15 protein-coding genes and 1 other RNA gene are annotated in these 15,196 nt (G+C 51.8%); 11 read left to right on the top strand and 5 right to left on the bottom strand.

Annotated elements, in window-relative coordinates:
• The first annotated feature begins 145 nt into the window (after nt 1–145).
• Entirely contained in the window at nt 146–1,753 is a 1,608-nt protein-coding gene (gene nadB, locus C1N60_RS05110) for an L-aspartate oxidase (RefSeq protein WP_058758275.1), read from the top strand.
• On the opposite strand, the gene C1N60_RS05105 is transcribed toward nadB, so the two are convergent.
• Nucleotides 1,750–2,499 (bottom strand): tRNA(1)(Val) (adenine(37)-N(6))-methyltransferase TrmN, encoded by a 750-nt coding sequence (locus C1N60_RS05105; protein WP_058758274.1) that lies wholly within the window; start codon nt 2,497–2,499, stop codon nt 1,750–1,752. The two genes, nadB and C1N60_RS05105, sit on opposite strands and share 4 nt — an antisense overlap.
• Nucleotides 2,500–2,636: 137 nt before the next feature.
• Here C1N60_RS05105 and srmB point away from each other — a divergent pair, with 137 nt between their 5' ends.
• Nucleotides 2,637–3,965: an ATP-dependent RNA helicase SrmB gene (gene srmB, locus C1N60_RS05100; protein WP_021506515.1), complete on the top strand. Its 1,329-nt coding sequence runs from the start codon at nt 2,637–2,639 to the stop codon at nt 3,963–3,965.
• A gap of 186 nt (nt 3,966–4,151) precedes the next feature.
• Here the strand turns inward: srmB and grcA are convergent, their stop codons facing one another.
• Nucleotides 4,152–4,535 carry an autonomous glycyl radical cofactor GrcA gene (gene grcA, locus C1N60_RS05095; protein ID WP_021506514.1) on the bottom strand — a complete coding sequence of 128 codons (384 nt, stop codon included), beginning with the start codon at nt 4,533–4,535 and terminating at the stop codon, nt 4,152–4,154.
• A 263-nt stretch (nt 4,536–4,798) separates the two neighbouring features.
• Between grcA and ung the strand changes: the two genes are divergently transcribed.
• On the top strand, nt 4,799–5,476 hold the full coding sequence (gene ung / locus C1N60_RS05090) for a uracil-DNA glycosylase (protein ID WP_058775636.1): 678 nt from the start codon (nt 4,799–4,801) through the stop codon (nt 5,474–5,476).
• 45 nt (nt 5,477–5,521) lie between these two features.
• Here the strand turns inward: ung and grpE are convergent, their stop codons facing one another.
• Nucleotides 5,522–6,100 (bottom strand): nucleotide exchange factor GrpE, encoded by a 579-nt coding sequence (gene grpE / locus C1N60_RS05085; RefSeq protein ID WP_394521468.1) that lies wholly within the window; start codon nt 6,098–6,100, stop codon nt 5,522–5,524.
• 122 nt (nt 6,101–6,222) lie between these two features.
• Between grpE and nadK the strand changes: the two genes are divergently transcribed.
• From nadK to bamE, 3 genes are all read left to right on the top strand, one after another.
• A complete protein-coding gene (gene nadK / locus C1N60_RS05080) occupies nt 6,223–7,101 on the top strand; it encodes an NAD(+) kinase (protein WP_058758272.1) in 879 nt (292 codons plus the stop codon).
• A gap of 85 nt (nt 7,102–7,186) precedes the next feature.
• On the top strand, nt 7,187–8,848 hold the full coding sequence (gene recN / locus C1N60_RS05075) for a DNA repair protein RecN (protein ID WP_394521467.1): 1,662 nt from the start codon (nt 7,187–7,189) through the stop codon (nt 8,846–8,848).
• Between the two features lie 184 nt (nt 8,849–9,032).
• Entirely contained in the window at nt 9,033–9,380 is a 348-nt protein-coding gene (bamE, locus tag C1N60_RS05070) for an outer membrane protein assembly factor BamE (protein ID WP_021506509.1), read from the top strand.
• Nucleotides 9,381–9,431: 51 nt separating this feature from the next.
• Here the strand turns inward: bamE and C1N60_RS05065 are convergent, their stop codons facing one another.
• Nucleotides 9,432–9,722, bottom strand: coding sequence for an RnfH family protein (locus C1N60_RS05065; RefSeq protein ID WP_125309220.1), 291 nt, complete (start codon nt 9,720–9,722; stop codon nt 9,432–9,434).
• On the bottom strand, nt 9,715–10,149 hold the full coding sequence (locus C1N60_RS05060; RefSeq protein ID WP_021506507.1) for a type II toxin-antitoxin system RatA family toxin: 435 nt from the start codon (nt 10,147–10,149) through the stop codon (nt 9,715–9,717). The genes C1N60_RS05065 and C1N60_RS05060 overlap by 8 nt, the downstream gene beginning before the upstream one ends.
• A gap of 159 nt (nt 10,150–10,308) precedes the next feature.
• Between C1N60_RS05060 and smpB the strand changes: the two genes are divergently transcribed.
• The 5 genes from smpB to C1N60_RS05035 all read left to right on the top strand — a co-directional run bounded on the left by smpB (nt 10,309) and on the right by C1N60_RS05035 (nt 15,127).
• Complete coding sequence (gene smpB, locus C1N60_RS05055) at nt 10,309–10,791, top strand: SsrA-binding protein SmpB (RefSeq protein ID WP_021506506.1); 483 nt, start codon at nt 10,309–10,311, stop codon at nt 10,789–10,791.
• A 43-nt stretch (nt 10,792–10,834) separates the two neighbouring features.
• Nucleotides 10,835–11,199, top strand: a transfer-messenger RNA (tmRNA) gene (gene ssrA, locus C1N60_RS05050).
• Between the two features lie 192 nt (nt 11,200–11,391).
• On the top strand, nt 11,392–12,624 hold the full coding sequence (locus tag C1N60_RS05045) for an integrase domain-containing protein (protein WP_394521466.1): 1,233 nt from the start codon (nt 11,392–11,394) through the stop codon (nt 12,622–12,624).
• 44 nt (nt 12,625–12,668) lie between these two features.
• A complete protein-coding gene (locus C1N60_RS05040; RefSeq protein WP_394521465.1) occupies nt 12,669–14,126 on the top strand; it encodes an HAD-IA family hydrolase in 1,458 nt (485 codons plus the stop codon).
• Complete coding sequence (locus C1N60_RS05035) at nt 14,126–15,127, top strand: DNA-processing protein DprA (RefSeq protein WP_241798365.1); 1,002 nt, start codon at nt 14,126–14,128, stop codon at nt 15,125–15,127. Before C1N60_RS05040 ends, C1N60_RS05035 begins: the two co-directional genes overlap by 1 nt.
• Nucleotides 15,128–15,196 lie beyond the last annotated feature (69 nt).

Below are 15,196 nucleotides of genomic sequence, written 5' to 3'. Positions count from 1 at the left end.
GCTTATTTTCAGACATAACTTACTGAAATCGCATTACAATCTGATTATTGCGTCGAATTTTCCCGCGTTTTTTGTTCAAAATACTTCACACCAGCGGCGTCCGGGCTTATGCTCGGGGGACCTTTTGTTTAGTAAATTAAACATCATGAACCCCATTCCCGATCATAGCTGTGATGTACTGATTGTTGGCAGCGGCGCGGCCGGTTTATCTCTGGCGCTGCGGCTGGCACCGCACTATCAGGTAACGGTGCTGAGTAAAGCGCAGATTAGCGAAGGCTCCACGCTGTATGCACAGGGCGGGATTGCGGCGGTGTTTGATGAAAACGACAGCATTGAATCACACGTCGAAGATACGCTGATTGCCGGTGCAGGCCTGTGCGATCGCGAGACGGTGAATTTTATCGCCAGCAATGCGCGCCCGTGCGTACAGTGGCTGATCGATAACGGCGTGGCGTTTGATCGCGAGCCACAGGATAACGGCAATGCGCGCTATCACCTGACGCGCGAAGGCGGTCACAGCCATCGCCGTATCTTACACAGCGCCGACGCCACCGGGCGCGCGGTCGAAACCACGCTGGTCAGCCAGGCGCTCAGCCATCCCAATATTCGCGTTATTGAGCGCGCCAACGCGGTGGATTTAATCCTCTCCGATAAAATTGGCCTGCCCGGAACGCGGCGCGTGGTGGGCGCGTGGATCTGGAATCGCAATCGCGAACAGGTTGAAACCTGCCGCGCCCGCAGCGTGGTGCTGGCCACCGGCGGTGCGGCGAAGGTATATCAGTACACCACTAATCCGGATGTCGCTTCCGGCGACGGCATCGCGATGGCGTGGCGCGCCGGCTGCCGGGTGGCCAATCTGGAGTTCAATCAGTTTCACCCTACCTGCCTGTTTCATCCGCAGGCGCAAAACTTTTTGCTGACCGAAGCGCTGCGCGGCGAAGGTGCCTGGCTACTGCGCCCGGACGGTTCGCGCTTTATGCCGGATTTCGATGCGCGCGCCGAACTGGCACCGCGCGATATCGTGGCGCGCGCGATCGATCACGAAATGAAGCGCCTGGGCGTCGACTGCATGTATCTCGACATCAGCCATCAGCCGGCCAGCTTTGTGCGTGCCCACTTTCCGATGATCTATGACAAGCTGCTGACGTTTGGCCTCGATCTGACACAGCAGCCGATTCCGATTGTGCCCGCCGCGCATTACACCTGCGGCGGCGTGATGGTGGATCAGCATGGTCGCACCGATGTCGACGGGCTGTATGCGATTGGTGAGGTCAGCTACACCGGCCTGCACGGCGCTAACCGCATGGCATCGAATTCGCTGCTGGAGTGTCTGGTGTATGGCTGGTCGGCGGCCGAAGATATTGTGCGCCGTCTGCCGCAGATGCACGCCGTCGATCACCTGCCGGCGTGGGATGAAAGCCGCGTCGACGATGCCGATGAACGGGTGGTGATTCAGCACAACTGGCATGAGCTGCGGCTATTAATGTGGGACTACATGGGCATCGTGCGTACCACCAAGCGGCTGGAGCGCGCCCTGCGCCGCATTACGCTGCTACAGCAGGAGATAGATGAATACTATGCGCATTTTCGCCTCTCCAACAATCTGCTGGAGCTGCGCAATCTGGTACAGGTGGCAGAGCTGATGGTGCGCTGTGCGCTGGCGCGCAAAGAGAGCCGCGGGCTGCACTTCACCCGCGACTATCCGCATACGCTGCCCGAGGCACAGCCTACGGTGCTGCAGCCGGTAGCCTAGCGGAACAGATAGAAATCGGTTACCAGGCTCAGCCAGTCCGCCGAATAGCTTTTATCTTCATCACGAATGGCGAGACGCTCCTGCACGAGTTCGCCTGCGGCAGGTGAAAAGCCCAGCACCAGCCGGTTCGGCGGTCGCTGCGCGTAAGGTGCCACATCATAGCGATAACGCAGATGCCAGCCTTCGGCACGCGCCAGTGTAATCAGGTTTTCGCCGGCATCCGCGGGCAGCACCACGCAAAATAGCCCCTCTTCTTCAATCAGCTGTGCCGCACAGCGCAGCAGAGTGGGATGATCAAGCGTTGCCGTGCTGCGCGCGGTATCGCGTTCGACGCTGGCTGAGGCCATACCCGGGGTGAAAAACGGCGGATTGCTGACAATCAGCGAGTAGCGTTTTTCTGCCTGCTCACTCCAGCTGACGATGTCCTGCGCATGCACCGCGATGCGATGCGCCCACGGCGACGCGGCGACGTTCTCCTGCGCCTGCGCGGCGGCACTGCGCTCCAGTTCGACGGCATCGATACTGACGTCATCCGGCGTGCGCTGCGCCAGCATCAGCGCAATCAGGCCGCTGCCGCAGCCGATATCCAGTATGCGCCGTACGCCTGCCACCGGCGCCCAGGCACCGAGCAGCACCCCATCGGTGCCGACCTTCATGGCACAGCGATCGTGCGCGACAAAAAATTGCTTAAACGTGAACCCATCTTTTCTTAACATCGCCCGCGCTGGCGGTTGCGGCTGAGACATGCTTAACGACCATTGAATTTGCTCCTGCCGGAAGTGTAACGTGGTCGCGAAGTGAATTCACCTTCACCTGTGCAACACAAACAGATGAAGATTGTGGCTGAACTGTCTATAATCAGCGCCCCAAACTGAGGTAGACCATGACCGTAACCACATTCTCCGAACTCGAACTCGACGAAAGCCTGCTGGAAGCCCTGCAGGATAAAGGCTTCACGCGCCCGACTGCCATTCAGGCTGAGGCCATTCCTGCCGCGCTGGAAGGCCGTGACGTTCTGGGTTCGGCACCAACCGGAACGGGGAAAACCGCAGCCTACCTGCTGCCCGCTTTACAGCACCTGCTCGATTTCCCGCGTAAAAAATCAGGGCCGCCGCGCATTCTGATCCTCACGCCGACGCGTGAACTGGCGATGCAGGTTGCCGACCAGGCGCGCGAGCTGGCCAAACATACCCATCTCGATATCGCCACCATCACCGGCGGCGTGGCCTATATGAACCACGCGGAAGTGTTCAGTGAAAATCAGGACATCGTGGTCGCGACCACCGGCCGTCTGCTGCAGTACATCAAAGAAGAGAACTTTGACTGCCGTGCGGTAGAAACGCTGATTCTGGACGAAGCCGACCGCATGCTGGACATGGGCTTTGCGCAGGATATCGAGACCATTGCCGGTGAAACGCGCTGGCGCAAACAGACGCTGCTGTTCTCGGCCACGCTGGAAGGCGACAACATCAAAGATTTCGCCGAGCGCCTGCTGAACGATCCGGTAGCGATTGAAGCCGATCCAAGCAAAAGCGAGCGCAAAAAGATTCAGCAGTGGTATTACCGCGCCGACAACCTTGAGCACAAAACCAAACTGCTGGTGCATCTGCTAAAGCAGCCGGAAGTGAAGCGTGCCATCGTGTTTGTACGCAAACGCGAGCGCCTGCATGAGCTGGTGACCTGGATGCACGAAGCCGGCCTGCGCAGCAGCTACCTCGAAGGCGAAATGGTACAGGCTAACCGTAACGAAGCGATAAAACGCCTGAATGACGGTCGCGTTAACGTGCTGGTCGCGACCGATGTCGCCGCGCGCGGTATCGACATTGATAACGTCACCCACGTCATCAACTATGACTTACCGCGCACCGCCGATGTCTATCTGCACCGCATTGGCCGTACCGGCCGCGCCGGACGCAAAGGTACCGCAATCTCGCTGGTAGAAGCACATGACCATCCGCTGCTGGGTAAAATCAGCCGCTACGTCAACGAGCCACTGAAATCGCGCGTAATCGATGAGCTGCGTCCGGAAACGCGTGCACCGAGTGCTAAAGTCACCGGTAAACCGTCGAAAAAGGCGCTTGAGAAGCGCAAAGAGAAGAAAGCGAAAGAAGAAGAGAAACCGCGCGTGAAGAAACGTCACCGCGATACCAAAAATATCGGTAAACGCCGCAAGCCAAGCGGCAGCAGCACACCGGAGAGCGGTGCGGAATAAAACAGCATCGCAGCAATTAAATCGCCTCCCTGAGGCGATTTTTTGCTTTCTGGCCTGCCGAAATCGCACTCTCGCGGCGTAAAATCCCTCAGTCGGCTCTCTTCGCTCTTCAGGAAATAAAAAAAGCCGCGCCAGTAAGCACCGGCGCGGCCTGTATTGCTGTGTGCGTTTTCGTCAGCCGATCAATTACAGGCTTTCGGTAAAAGTACGGGTGATAACGTCACGCTGCTGTTCTGGCGTCAGCGCGTTAAAGCGCACCGCATAGCCCGACACGCGAATGGTCAGCTGCGGATATTTTTCCGGATGCTTCACCGCATCTTCCAGCGTTTCACGGCGCAGCACGTTAACGTTGAGGTGCTGACCGCCTTCAACGCGCACCTGCGGTTTCTGCTCCAGTGGAATTTCACGGTAAGCAATCTCGCCAAGGTCGCTGACTGCAACAACCTGATCTTCCGTGAAATCGCCTTTTGCGCACAGGCAGCGGGCTTCGGCTTTCTCATTGTCCAGCAGCCAGAACGAATTCAGCAGCTGCGGATTTTGTGCCTGAGTAATTTGAATACCGGTAATCATAGAGGCCTCCAAGGCTTAGCGCTGCGGCACGAGCACAGCGCGGTTCTTCGGGTTATGTGATGCTCTGGTATATCACCGCGCTGACTGGCTCGTTTTGACCTGTATCAATTTCGCCCGGCCAGAATTTTCGCTCCTGTCCTAATAAATTGATTTATAACAATATTTACCATTAACTTTTTCTGCAATTGTTCAACTTATTTTTACCCTTCTGCTGCCCCGCCGGACACGCTAAGCTAAAGGCATCAATTTGCAGGGAGTCAATGATGGCTGAGAAGCTGACCTGGCACGATGTGCTGGCTGAAGAGAAAGAAAAACCTTACTTCGTGGAAACGCTGAAAGCGGTAGCCGAAGAGCGTGCGGCGGGCGTGACGGTCTATCCGCCGCAAAAGGACGTGTTTAACGCGTTCCGTCTCACCGAACTGGGCGATATTAAAGTGGTGATACTCGGCCAGGATCCGTACCACGGCCCGAATCAGGCACACGGCTTGGCGTTTTCGGTATTGCCGGGCGTGGCCATTCCGCCGTCGCTGCTGAATATGTACAAAGAGCTGGAACAGGACATTCCTGGCTTTCAGCGTCCGCAGCACGGCTTTCTTGAAAGCTGGGCGAAACAGGGTGTGCTGCTGCTGAATACGGTGTTAACCGTGGAAGCCGGCAAAGCGCATTCGCACGCGCGTTTCGGCTGGGAAACCTTCACCGATAACGTGATCAGTGCCATCAACACCCATCGCGAAGGGGTGATTTTCCTGCTGTGGGGATCGCACGCGCAGAAGAAAGGCAGCATTATTGATGCGCAGCGTCATCACGTATTGAAAGCACCGCATCCTTCGCCGCTTTCGGCGCATCGCGGCTTTTTTGGCTGTCAGCATTTTTCCAAAGCCAATGCGCTGCTGAGCCAGGCCGGCCAGACGCCCATCGACTGGACGCCGGTGCTGCCCTGAAAACACAAACGGCCGCATCAGCGACCGTTGTTGCACGGGAGCGGCTTAGCCTTTGGCTTTCGATACCGCAACCATCGCCGGGCGCAGCAGGCGACCGTTGAGGGTGTAACCGCGCTGCATCACCATCAGCACGTGGTTTGGCGCCACTTCTTCAGACTCCATCATCGACATCGCCTGATGCACCTCCGGGTTGAACGGCACATTAGTTTCGCCCACCACTTCCACGCCGAACTTACGCACCGCACCCAGCAGTGATTTCAGCGTCAGCTCGATGCCTTCAATCATCGAAGCCAGCTCGGTATTATCTTTATCCGCCACTTCCAGCGCGCGCTCCAGGCTATCAATCACCGGCAGCAGCTCGTTGGCAAACTTTTCCAGCGCAAACTTGTGCGCTTTTTCCACGTCCATTTCGGCGCGGCGACGGATATTTTCAATCTCAGCCTGCGCGCGCAGCTGGGCGTCACGCACGCCACCCTGCGCCTGCGCTAATTCCGCTTCCAGCTGGGCGATACGCTCATCACGCGGATCCACCTCAGTTGCTGTCTCCGCTTCCGGCTGCTGTTGTTCCTGTTGAATTTCGTCTGAGACTTGCTCGTTTGGGGTGTTCTGTTCTTTACTACTCATGAATTTCTCCGCGTTTTGCACATTCATCTCGCTGGTTGGCTTATTATGGGGATCAGTTTGACGGTTTCAAGTGAACCCATCACATTGCCTGGCCGTTTTGGCTTATGAGGAACACCCGCTAAATGAACAAACACTTTAACTGCATTGGGATCGTCGGTCATCCGCGCCATCCCACTGCGTTAACCACCCATGAAATGCTCTGGCGCTGGCTGACTGACAAAGGCTATGACGTGATCGTGGAACAGCAAATCGCCCGCGAGCTTAACCTGCAGGATGTGCGTACCGGCAGCCTGGCGGACATCGGCCAGTATGCCGATCTGGCGGTGGTGGTCGGCGGCGATGGCAACATGCTGGGCGCCGCGCGCGTGCTGGCTCGTTACGACATCAAGGTGATTGGCATCAACCGCGGCAATCTCGGCTTCCTCACGGACCTCGATCCAGATAACGCGCAGCAGCAGCTGGATGACGTGCTGCAGGGCGATTATTTTGTGGAAAGCCGCTTTTTGCTGGAAGCGCAGGTATGCAAAGAAGAGTGTTCGCCGCGCATCGGCAGCGCCATCAATGAAGTGGTGCTGCATCCGGGCAAAGTGGCGCACATGATTGAATTTGAAGTCTATATCGACGAAGTGTTCGCCTTTTCCCAGCGCTCGGACGGGCTGATTATTTCCACGCCAACCGGTTCAACTGCCTATTCGCTGTCGGCGGGCGGGCCGATATTAACGCCGTCACTCGATGCGATTGCGCTGGTGCCGATGTTCCCGCACACGCTGTCGGCGCGTCCGCTGGTGATCAACAGTAGCAGCACCATTCGCCTGCGTTTTTCCTCACTGCGCAGCGACCTGGAGATCAGCTGTGACAGCCAGATCGCCCTGCCGATTCAGGAAGGGGAAGATGTGCTGATTCGCCGCAGCGCCAATCACCTCAATTTAATTCATCCCAAAAATTATAATTATTTTAATACCTTAAGCTCAAAACTCGGATGGTCAAAAAAATTATTCTGAAAAGGCCTGCCGGCTACTTTACTGGATAAAAAACCAGTTTATACTGTATGAAAAACCATATCTGTTTTTACATACAGGTAATTGTATGCTGGCACAACTGACCATCAGTAATTTTGCAATCGTTCGTGAACTGGAGATCGACTTTCATCGTGGTATGACAGCGATCACCGGCGAAACCGGCGCAGGGAAATCCATCGCGATTGATGCGCTGGGCCTGTGCCTTGGCGGCCGTGCTGAAGCAGACATGGTGCGTCAGGGGGCCAGCCGCGCGGATATCTGCGCGCGCTTCCAGCTGAAAGCGTCACCCTCTGCCCAGCGCTGGCTGGCGGAGAACCAGCTCGACGACGGCAACGAATGCCTGTTGCGCCGCGTGATCAGTGCCGATGGCCGCTCACGTGGCTTTATCAACGGCACCTCTGTTCCGCTGTCGCAGCTGCGCGAACTCGGTCAGTTACTGATTCAAATCCACGGTCAGCATGCGCATCAGCTGCTCCTCAAAACCGATCACCAGAAACACCTACTGGATGCCTACGCCGCACACGACGATCGGCTGGCGGAGATGCGTCAGCACTATCAGCGCTGGCATCACAGCTGCCGCACGCTGGCACAGCATCAGCAGCTGTCGCAGGAGCGTGAAGCCCGCCGCGAACTGCTGCAGTATCAGCTGAAAGAACTCAACGAATTTGCGCCGCAGCCAGGCGAGTTTGAGCAGATTGATGAAGAGTACAAGCGCCTCGCAAACAGCGGTCAGCTGCTGTCCACCAGCCAGCAGGCGCTGCAAATTCTTGCCGACAGCGATGACACCAACCTGCAAAGCCTGCTCTATAGCGCGCGTAATATGCTGAGTGAGCTGGTCTCGCTGGACGATAAAGTCAGCGGCGTATTTAACCTGCTGGAAGAAGCCGCGATTCAGTTAAGTGAAGCCAGCGATGAGCTGCGCCACTACTGTGAACGGCTCGACCTTGATCCTAATCGCCTGTACGAGCTGGAGCAGCGTCTGTCGCGGCAGATTGCGCTGGCGCGTAAGCATCATGTTTCACCGGAAGCGCTGCCGGTGCTGTATCAGCAGCTGCTGGATGAAGCGGAACAGCTGTCGCAGCAGGAGATCGATCAGGAAAGCCTGCAGAGCGACGTCGTGGCTCATCATCAGGCCGCACTGGCCTGTGCCGAAGCCCTGCATCAGCAACGCGTCACCTCGGCGCAGGAGCTGAGCCAGCTGATTACGCAAAGCATGCGCACCCTCGCCATGCCGCACGGTGAATTTGCCATTATGCTGGAATTCAATGCCGATCAGCTGACGGCCGAAGGTGCCAGCCGTATTGATTTCCGTGTCACCACCAACCCGGGCCAGCCGCTGCAGCCGCTGGGTAAAGTGGCCTCAGGAGGTGAGCTGTCACGTATTGCGCTGGCGATTCAGGTGATCACCGCACAGAAAATGGAAACTCCGGCGATGATTTTCGATGAGGTTGACGTCGGTATCAGTGGTCCGACGGCCGCTGTCGTTGGCCAGATGCTGCGCCAGTTGGGCGAATCGACTCAGGTGATGTGCGTAACTCACTTGCCGCAGGTGGCGGGCTGTGGTCATCAGCACTTCTTCGTCAGCAAAGAGACCGACGGTGCGATGACCGAAACCCACATGCAGCCGCTGGATAAGCGTGCGCGTCTGCAGGAACTGGCGCGCCTGCTTGGCGGCAGCGAAGTCACACGCAACACGCTGGCGAACGCAAAAGAACTTTTAGCAGCCTGACACCGCACTTTTTTCCGGCCTGGTGGTCATATGCTTGCTCTGTAGAGGTTTCCAATAGCTCAAAGGTTTATTATCATCGGCAGTCATATCGCCATAATAAAGCCTGCCGTATGCAGAGTTCAGAATTTGATGGCAACAAAACTGCCTGATGAAAGGCGTTTGGCCCCAGAAAAGGAATGTATAGATGCGCTGTAAAACGCTGACTGCCGCGGCAGTGGTAATGTTGATGATGACCGCCGGATGTTCCACCCTTGAGCGCGTTGTGTATCGTCCGGATATCAATCAGGGGAATTACCTGGTCGCCAACGACGTTTCGAAGATTCACACCGGCATGACGCAGCAGCAGGTTGCCTACACGCTCGGTACGCCGATGATGCACGACCCGTTTGGCAGCAACGTCTGGTATTATGTGTTCCGTCAGGAGCCAGGTCATGAAAGCGTGAAGCAGCAGACGCTGACGCTGACCTTCGACAGCAACGGTACGCTGACAAACATCGACAACAAACCGCGCCTCACCGGCACTGAAGACTGAGTGAGTCGCAACAAAAAAGGCGCATGAGCGCCTTTTTTAATGCCTGTACACTTACTTTTTCGTTGCCGCGCGCTCTGCCCGCTGCCGGCGCATCTCTTTTGGATCGGCAATCAGCGGGCGATAAATCTCGACCCGATCGCCATCCTGCAGCGTATCGCTCAGCTTGACCGGACGGCTGAAAATGCCGACCTTATTGCTGCTCAGGTCGATATCTTTGCGCAGCGCCAGCAGTCCGGATGCCTGAATCGCCTGCTCAACCGTGGCGCCCTCTTCCAGGCTAACCTCACGCAGATACTGTTTATCCGGTAGCGCGTACACCACTTCAACGCTGATGTCAGCCACGGTAAACCTCTTTGGCGCGCTGGGTAAACGCCTGCACCATGCTGTTGGCCAGCTCTTTGAAGATGCGTCCAAACGCCATCTCGACCAGCATATTGGTGAACTCAAAGTCGAGGCTGAGCTCAACCTTGCAGGCATCGTCGCCGAGCGAAATAAATTTCCAGCCACCGGTCAGCTTGCGGAACGGCCCATCGACTAGCTGCATATGAATGCTCTGGTTATCGGTCAGGGTGTTACGCGTGGTAAAGGTTTTACTGATGCCGGCTTTGGAAACATCCACCGCGGCGGTCATCTGGTTACCGCTGTTATCCAGCACGCGGCTGCCGGTACAGCCCGGAAGAAATTCAGGATAAGCATCCACATCATTCACGAGCCGGTACATCTGTTCAGCGCTATACGGGACCAGCGCTGAACGGCTAATCTGGGCCATAATGGTTCCTGTTGGTCACAAAACCGTTGAATTATACCATTTTAAGCTACTAAACAAAAATTCACGCCTTTGCCAGCTGTGCTAAAATAGTGTGTTTTTTACCGCCCCGCAGGACAGGGGATGCGCCCACAGACTGAGTGATGTAGACTACGCCGCACTATGACAAAGAAAAAAGCTCACAAACCCGGTTCAGCCACTATTGCCCTCAACAAACGCGCTCGCCATGAATACTTCATTGAAGAGGAGTTCGAGGCCGGCATGGCGTTGCAAGGATGGGAAGTCAAATCACTGCGCGCCGGTAAAGCCAACATCAGCGACAGCTATATTTTGCTGCGCGATGGCGAAGCCTATCTGTTCGGTTCCACTTTTCAGCCGCTGGCAGTGGCATCAAGCCACGTGGTGTGCGATCCCACGCGCAACCGTAAACTGCTATTGAACCAGCGCGAACTGGATTCCCTGTACGGCCGCGTTAACCGCGAAGGTTACACCGTGGTCGCGCTGTCGCTGTACTGGAAAAACGCCTGGGCCAAACTGAAGATTGGTGTGGCACGCGGTAAGAAAGAACATGACAAACGTGCGGACATTAAAGATCGCGAGTGGAAGATGGACAAAGCACGAATTATGAAGAATGCCAGCCGTTAAGCACTGGAATCTTTTATAATTTTTTGCTAGAGTAAGAAGTCTTGGGGCTGATTCTGGATTCGACGGGATTCGCGAAACCCAAGGTGCATGCCGAGGTGCGGTAGGCCTCGCTAAAAAACCGCAAAAAAATAGTCGCAAACGACGAAAACTACGCTTTAGCAGCTTAATAACCTGCTTAGAGCCCTCTCTCCCTAGCCTCCGCTCTTAGGACGGGGATCAAGAGAGGTCAAACCTAAAAGAGATCGCGTGGATGCCCTGCCTGGGGTTGAAGCGTTAAAACTAATCAGGCTAGTTTGTTAGTGGCGTGTCTGTCCGCAGCTGGCAAGCGAATGTAAAGACCAGACTAAGCATGTAGTACCGAGGATGTAGGAATTTCGGACGCGGGTTCAACTCCCGCCAGCTCCACCAAAATTCTTCAAAGATGGTTCCAGAGCCATCCGTAGAAGTCCTGAAAGCCCGCATGGCACAAGCCCTGCGGGCTTTTTTGTGTCTGTAACCTTCCGAGATGATCCGCCTGAATCCAGAGATAATTGGTACACGTTTAGGTACACGCTATAATGTGGGCCAAAAACGTGTACCAATTATGGATGGAAACCAGTCATGGCGCGGATGACACGCCCCCTCACCAATAACGAAATCCTCAAAGCTAAGCCTCAAGAGAAAGACTTCACACTACATGATGGGGATGGGCTTTTCCTGCTAATCAAAACGTCTGGCAAGAAGCTATGGCGTTTCCGCTATCAGAGGCCAAGAAGTAGTAGCCGCACAAATCTTAGTCTTGGCTCATACCCTGCCCTAACGCTAGCTGCTGCACGTCAGATGCGTGATCAGTATCTGTCACTTCTCGCTCAAGGAATCGATCCACAGAAGCAGCAAGAGGAAGTTTCTGAGCAGCGTCAGATTGAGTTAGATAGCATTTTCTCAGTTGTTGCCGAGAGGTGGTTCCAGCTTAAAAGCAAAAGTGTCACCGAAGATTATGCAAAGGATATTTGGCGATCACTCGAGAAGGACATCTTCCCAACTATCGGTGAGATTTCTGTTCAGGCGCTTAAGGCTAGAACGATTGTAGAGGCACTGGAGCCGATTAAAGCTCGCGGCGCACTTGAGACAGTTCGTCGCTTAGTTCAGCGTATAAACGAGATCATGATATATGCCGTTAATACCGGCCTGATTGATGCCAATCCGGCATCAGGTGTTGGAATGGCCTTTGAGAAACCCAAAAAGCAAAATATGCCGACACTGCGACCAGAAGAATTGCCGACATTAATGCGTTCCCTAAACATGTCAAATCTATCCGTCCCAACTCGATGCCTTATTGAATGGCAACTGTTAACTCTTGTGCGCCCTTCTGAAGCTTCTGGTGCACAATGGGTAGAAATTGATCTTGATACAAAACTCTGGACTATTCCAGCCGAAAGGATGAAGTCGAAACGAGAGCATGTTGTCCCTCTATCAACTCAGGCATTAGAGATTCTTGAAGTGATGAAGCCTATGAGTGCTCATCGAAAGCACGTTTTTCCAAGCAGGAATGACCCAAAGCAAGCCATGAATAGCCAGACAGCTAATGCCGCTTTAAAACGAATTGGATTCGGAGGAAAGCTTGTCGCACATGGGTTACGTTCAATTGCGAGCACAGCATTAAACGAAGCAGGTTTTAACCCTGACGTAATCGAAGCAGCTTTAGCTCATAGTGATAAAAATGAGGTACGTAGAGCATACAACCGCTCAACGTACATTGCACAACGTGTAGACCTGATGAACTGGTGGGGCGGATTTGTAAGAAATTCTTCACTTTCCTCAAGAAAGAGTATTGCAAAAATCTTAAATCCATGAATAAATCACTTCACACTTAAAATGTTCTTGTCAAGGAGACAAGGATGAAAATTGACTTCGATGCTATTTTTTTTGATTTGGACAATACTTTAATAAGTACAGACTCTCTTAAGCAGCTTAGAGAGAGCGGTAACAGTGCTAACCTCTCTCAGGATGCACTCAATCAAAGCAAGATTTATGCTAAATCTAAATCTTTGCTCGAATATCTGAAAAAAAACTCCATCAAAACAGCGCTTATAACAAACTCACCAAGAAAATATGCTGAATCGCTAATAACACATCATTCATTAGAAAATTATTTTGATGTAATTATAACTTATAATGACGTATTAAAAGACGGTGCAAAGCCAAGCCCAAAAGGAATCGAGATGGCTCTTGAAAAGCTTGGACTTACAAGAGCATCAAAAGTAGTTTACATTGGAGATGATGACAAAGATTTTATAGCTGCTTATAGTGCTGGAGTGAAACCTCTAGCCCCAGCCTGGGCATCACGCATTCCTTTCAGAGTAATACCATCCGCTATAATTTCAACATCAGCCTTAATGGATGATATTGACTGTTTCGATAGCGTTGATTTAATTGCTGACATCTGCGCTAGTAGAAATAAATTTGTGCACTCACGAAAATGGTTATATTTTATGCCCATGACACTAAGTGGTGACGTTGGAGCAATTAAAAAAGACAACATTGAGATTGTTTGCCTAGGAAAATACTTTAGTCAAAAAGGTTTATTAACGGCTAAGATTCACGACCAACACTCGCTATCATTAGAAATAGCAAAAAAAGATCACATAAAAACATATGTAATGCCTGACTATATCGTTTCTTTAATTCAGCATTGCATAGATAGAGTCTCAAAATATTTCTTTGGCGAGAATAGTTATTTTGATTTAGTTACAGTCATCCCATCGAAGAAGAATAAAAACCCTAGACTGGAGAATATGCTAAATAGAGTTTCACGACAAGGGTTTTCCAGAACCAACTTTATTCATGACTTGTTTTACTTTGAAGATGGTGCTGTAAGCCTGAAAACCCTAGGAAGTAAAGAAAACCGCGTTCAAGAGATAAAAGACAAGTTAAAACTAAAGGAAAAATACCTCAATTTAGTTCGGGGAAAAAGGATTTTAGTAATTGATGATGTGATAACTACCGGCTCAACGCTTCAGGGCGCTTTCAATTTATTAAACCAACATAGTCCCCAAAAGATTTTGGGACTTTGTTTAGCAAAAACAGTAAGTATAGCTGGTGAGTATAAATTTTGCCCTCAATGCGGCAGAGCACTGACTCTTAGGAAAGGACGTACTGGTATACATTTTTGGGGATGTACTGGATTTCATGAGGCCGAACAGTGCAAATATGTCCTTAATATTAAAGAAAAAGAATGTCCAGTTTGTGGCCTTGATATGTACAAACAGTATAGTCCAAAAAATGATAGTTACTTCTTAAGCTGCGCAGGTTACTATAATAATAGATCATGTACACATACCGAGGACATAATTTAATGTTTTTTTCAGAAGCCGGGGAAAAGCTAGTAGCTTTAAGTCGACTCAAAGGAATTGGCGAAAAAACATTGTCTACATTAAGAAAAGAACCTTATTTTCTTGATATGACAATTGAAGATATCGTCGGCAAATCCTTTAGCAAAAAAAACATTTATACAAAGTTAGAACTGGATAGCGCGTTAAAATTTGCAAAAATTCAGCGCGACCAGTGTTTTTCTAATAACGTCAATCTTCATACTATATTTGATAATAACTATCCCTATAGCTTACGAAATCTCAACTCCCCCCCTCCCTTTATTTTCTCTAAAGGGAATTATTCATGCTTGAACGAGACAAATGTTGCAGTTATAGGCACACGAGAGCCTACTATCAGAGGAGAGGAAATAGGAAAAAGAATCACTACTTGGTTAGTGAATAGTGGTTTTAACATTATCAGTGGGCTCGCACACGGTATTGATACTATTGCACATAAAAGCACTCTAGCTTTGCAGGGGAAAACCATAGCTGTAATGGCTCACGGTTTAGATTCTACATATCCAAAAGCAAATGAATCACTGGCATTAGAAATTTTAGACAAGCAAGGCGCATTAGTAAGTGAGTACCCGATTGGGACCAAAGTAAACCCAATAAATTTGGTCAAGAGAGATGCAATTCAAGCTGCTTTATCTTCAGGGGTCTTTTTAATTCAAACAGGCATCAAAGGCGGTAGTCTGCACGCTTCTCGTGCGACATTACAATATGGCAGACCATTAGTAGTGGTAGGGCAATCAAAGACTGACATTGCTAATAACGAGGAAAAAGCACAAGGCAATTTCGAACTCCTGAACTCTGACTACCAAAAAGTAAAGCGCCTTCTTAAAATTAACGATTTTGATCAAAATCTTTTAGTAAAACTAAATAGCAATACAGATTATAATTCCGCCATTAAAAAATTAGAACAATACTTCTTTTATTCACGAAATATAAAGGAAGAAACTGATGGGTTTAATTTTGAAGAATGAATAAAATGTATAACACTTTAACTTTTGACTAAGTTCTTACATGCGATGCTATTGATTGCTTTTGGGAGG

Source organism: Pantoea sp. SGAir0184, assembly GCF_043544755.1.
Note: the sequence above shows the minus strand (reverse complement) of the source record. Positions and strands in the feature narration are given on the sequence as shown.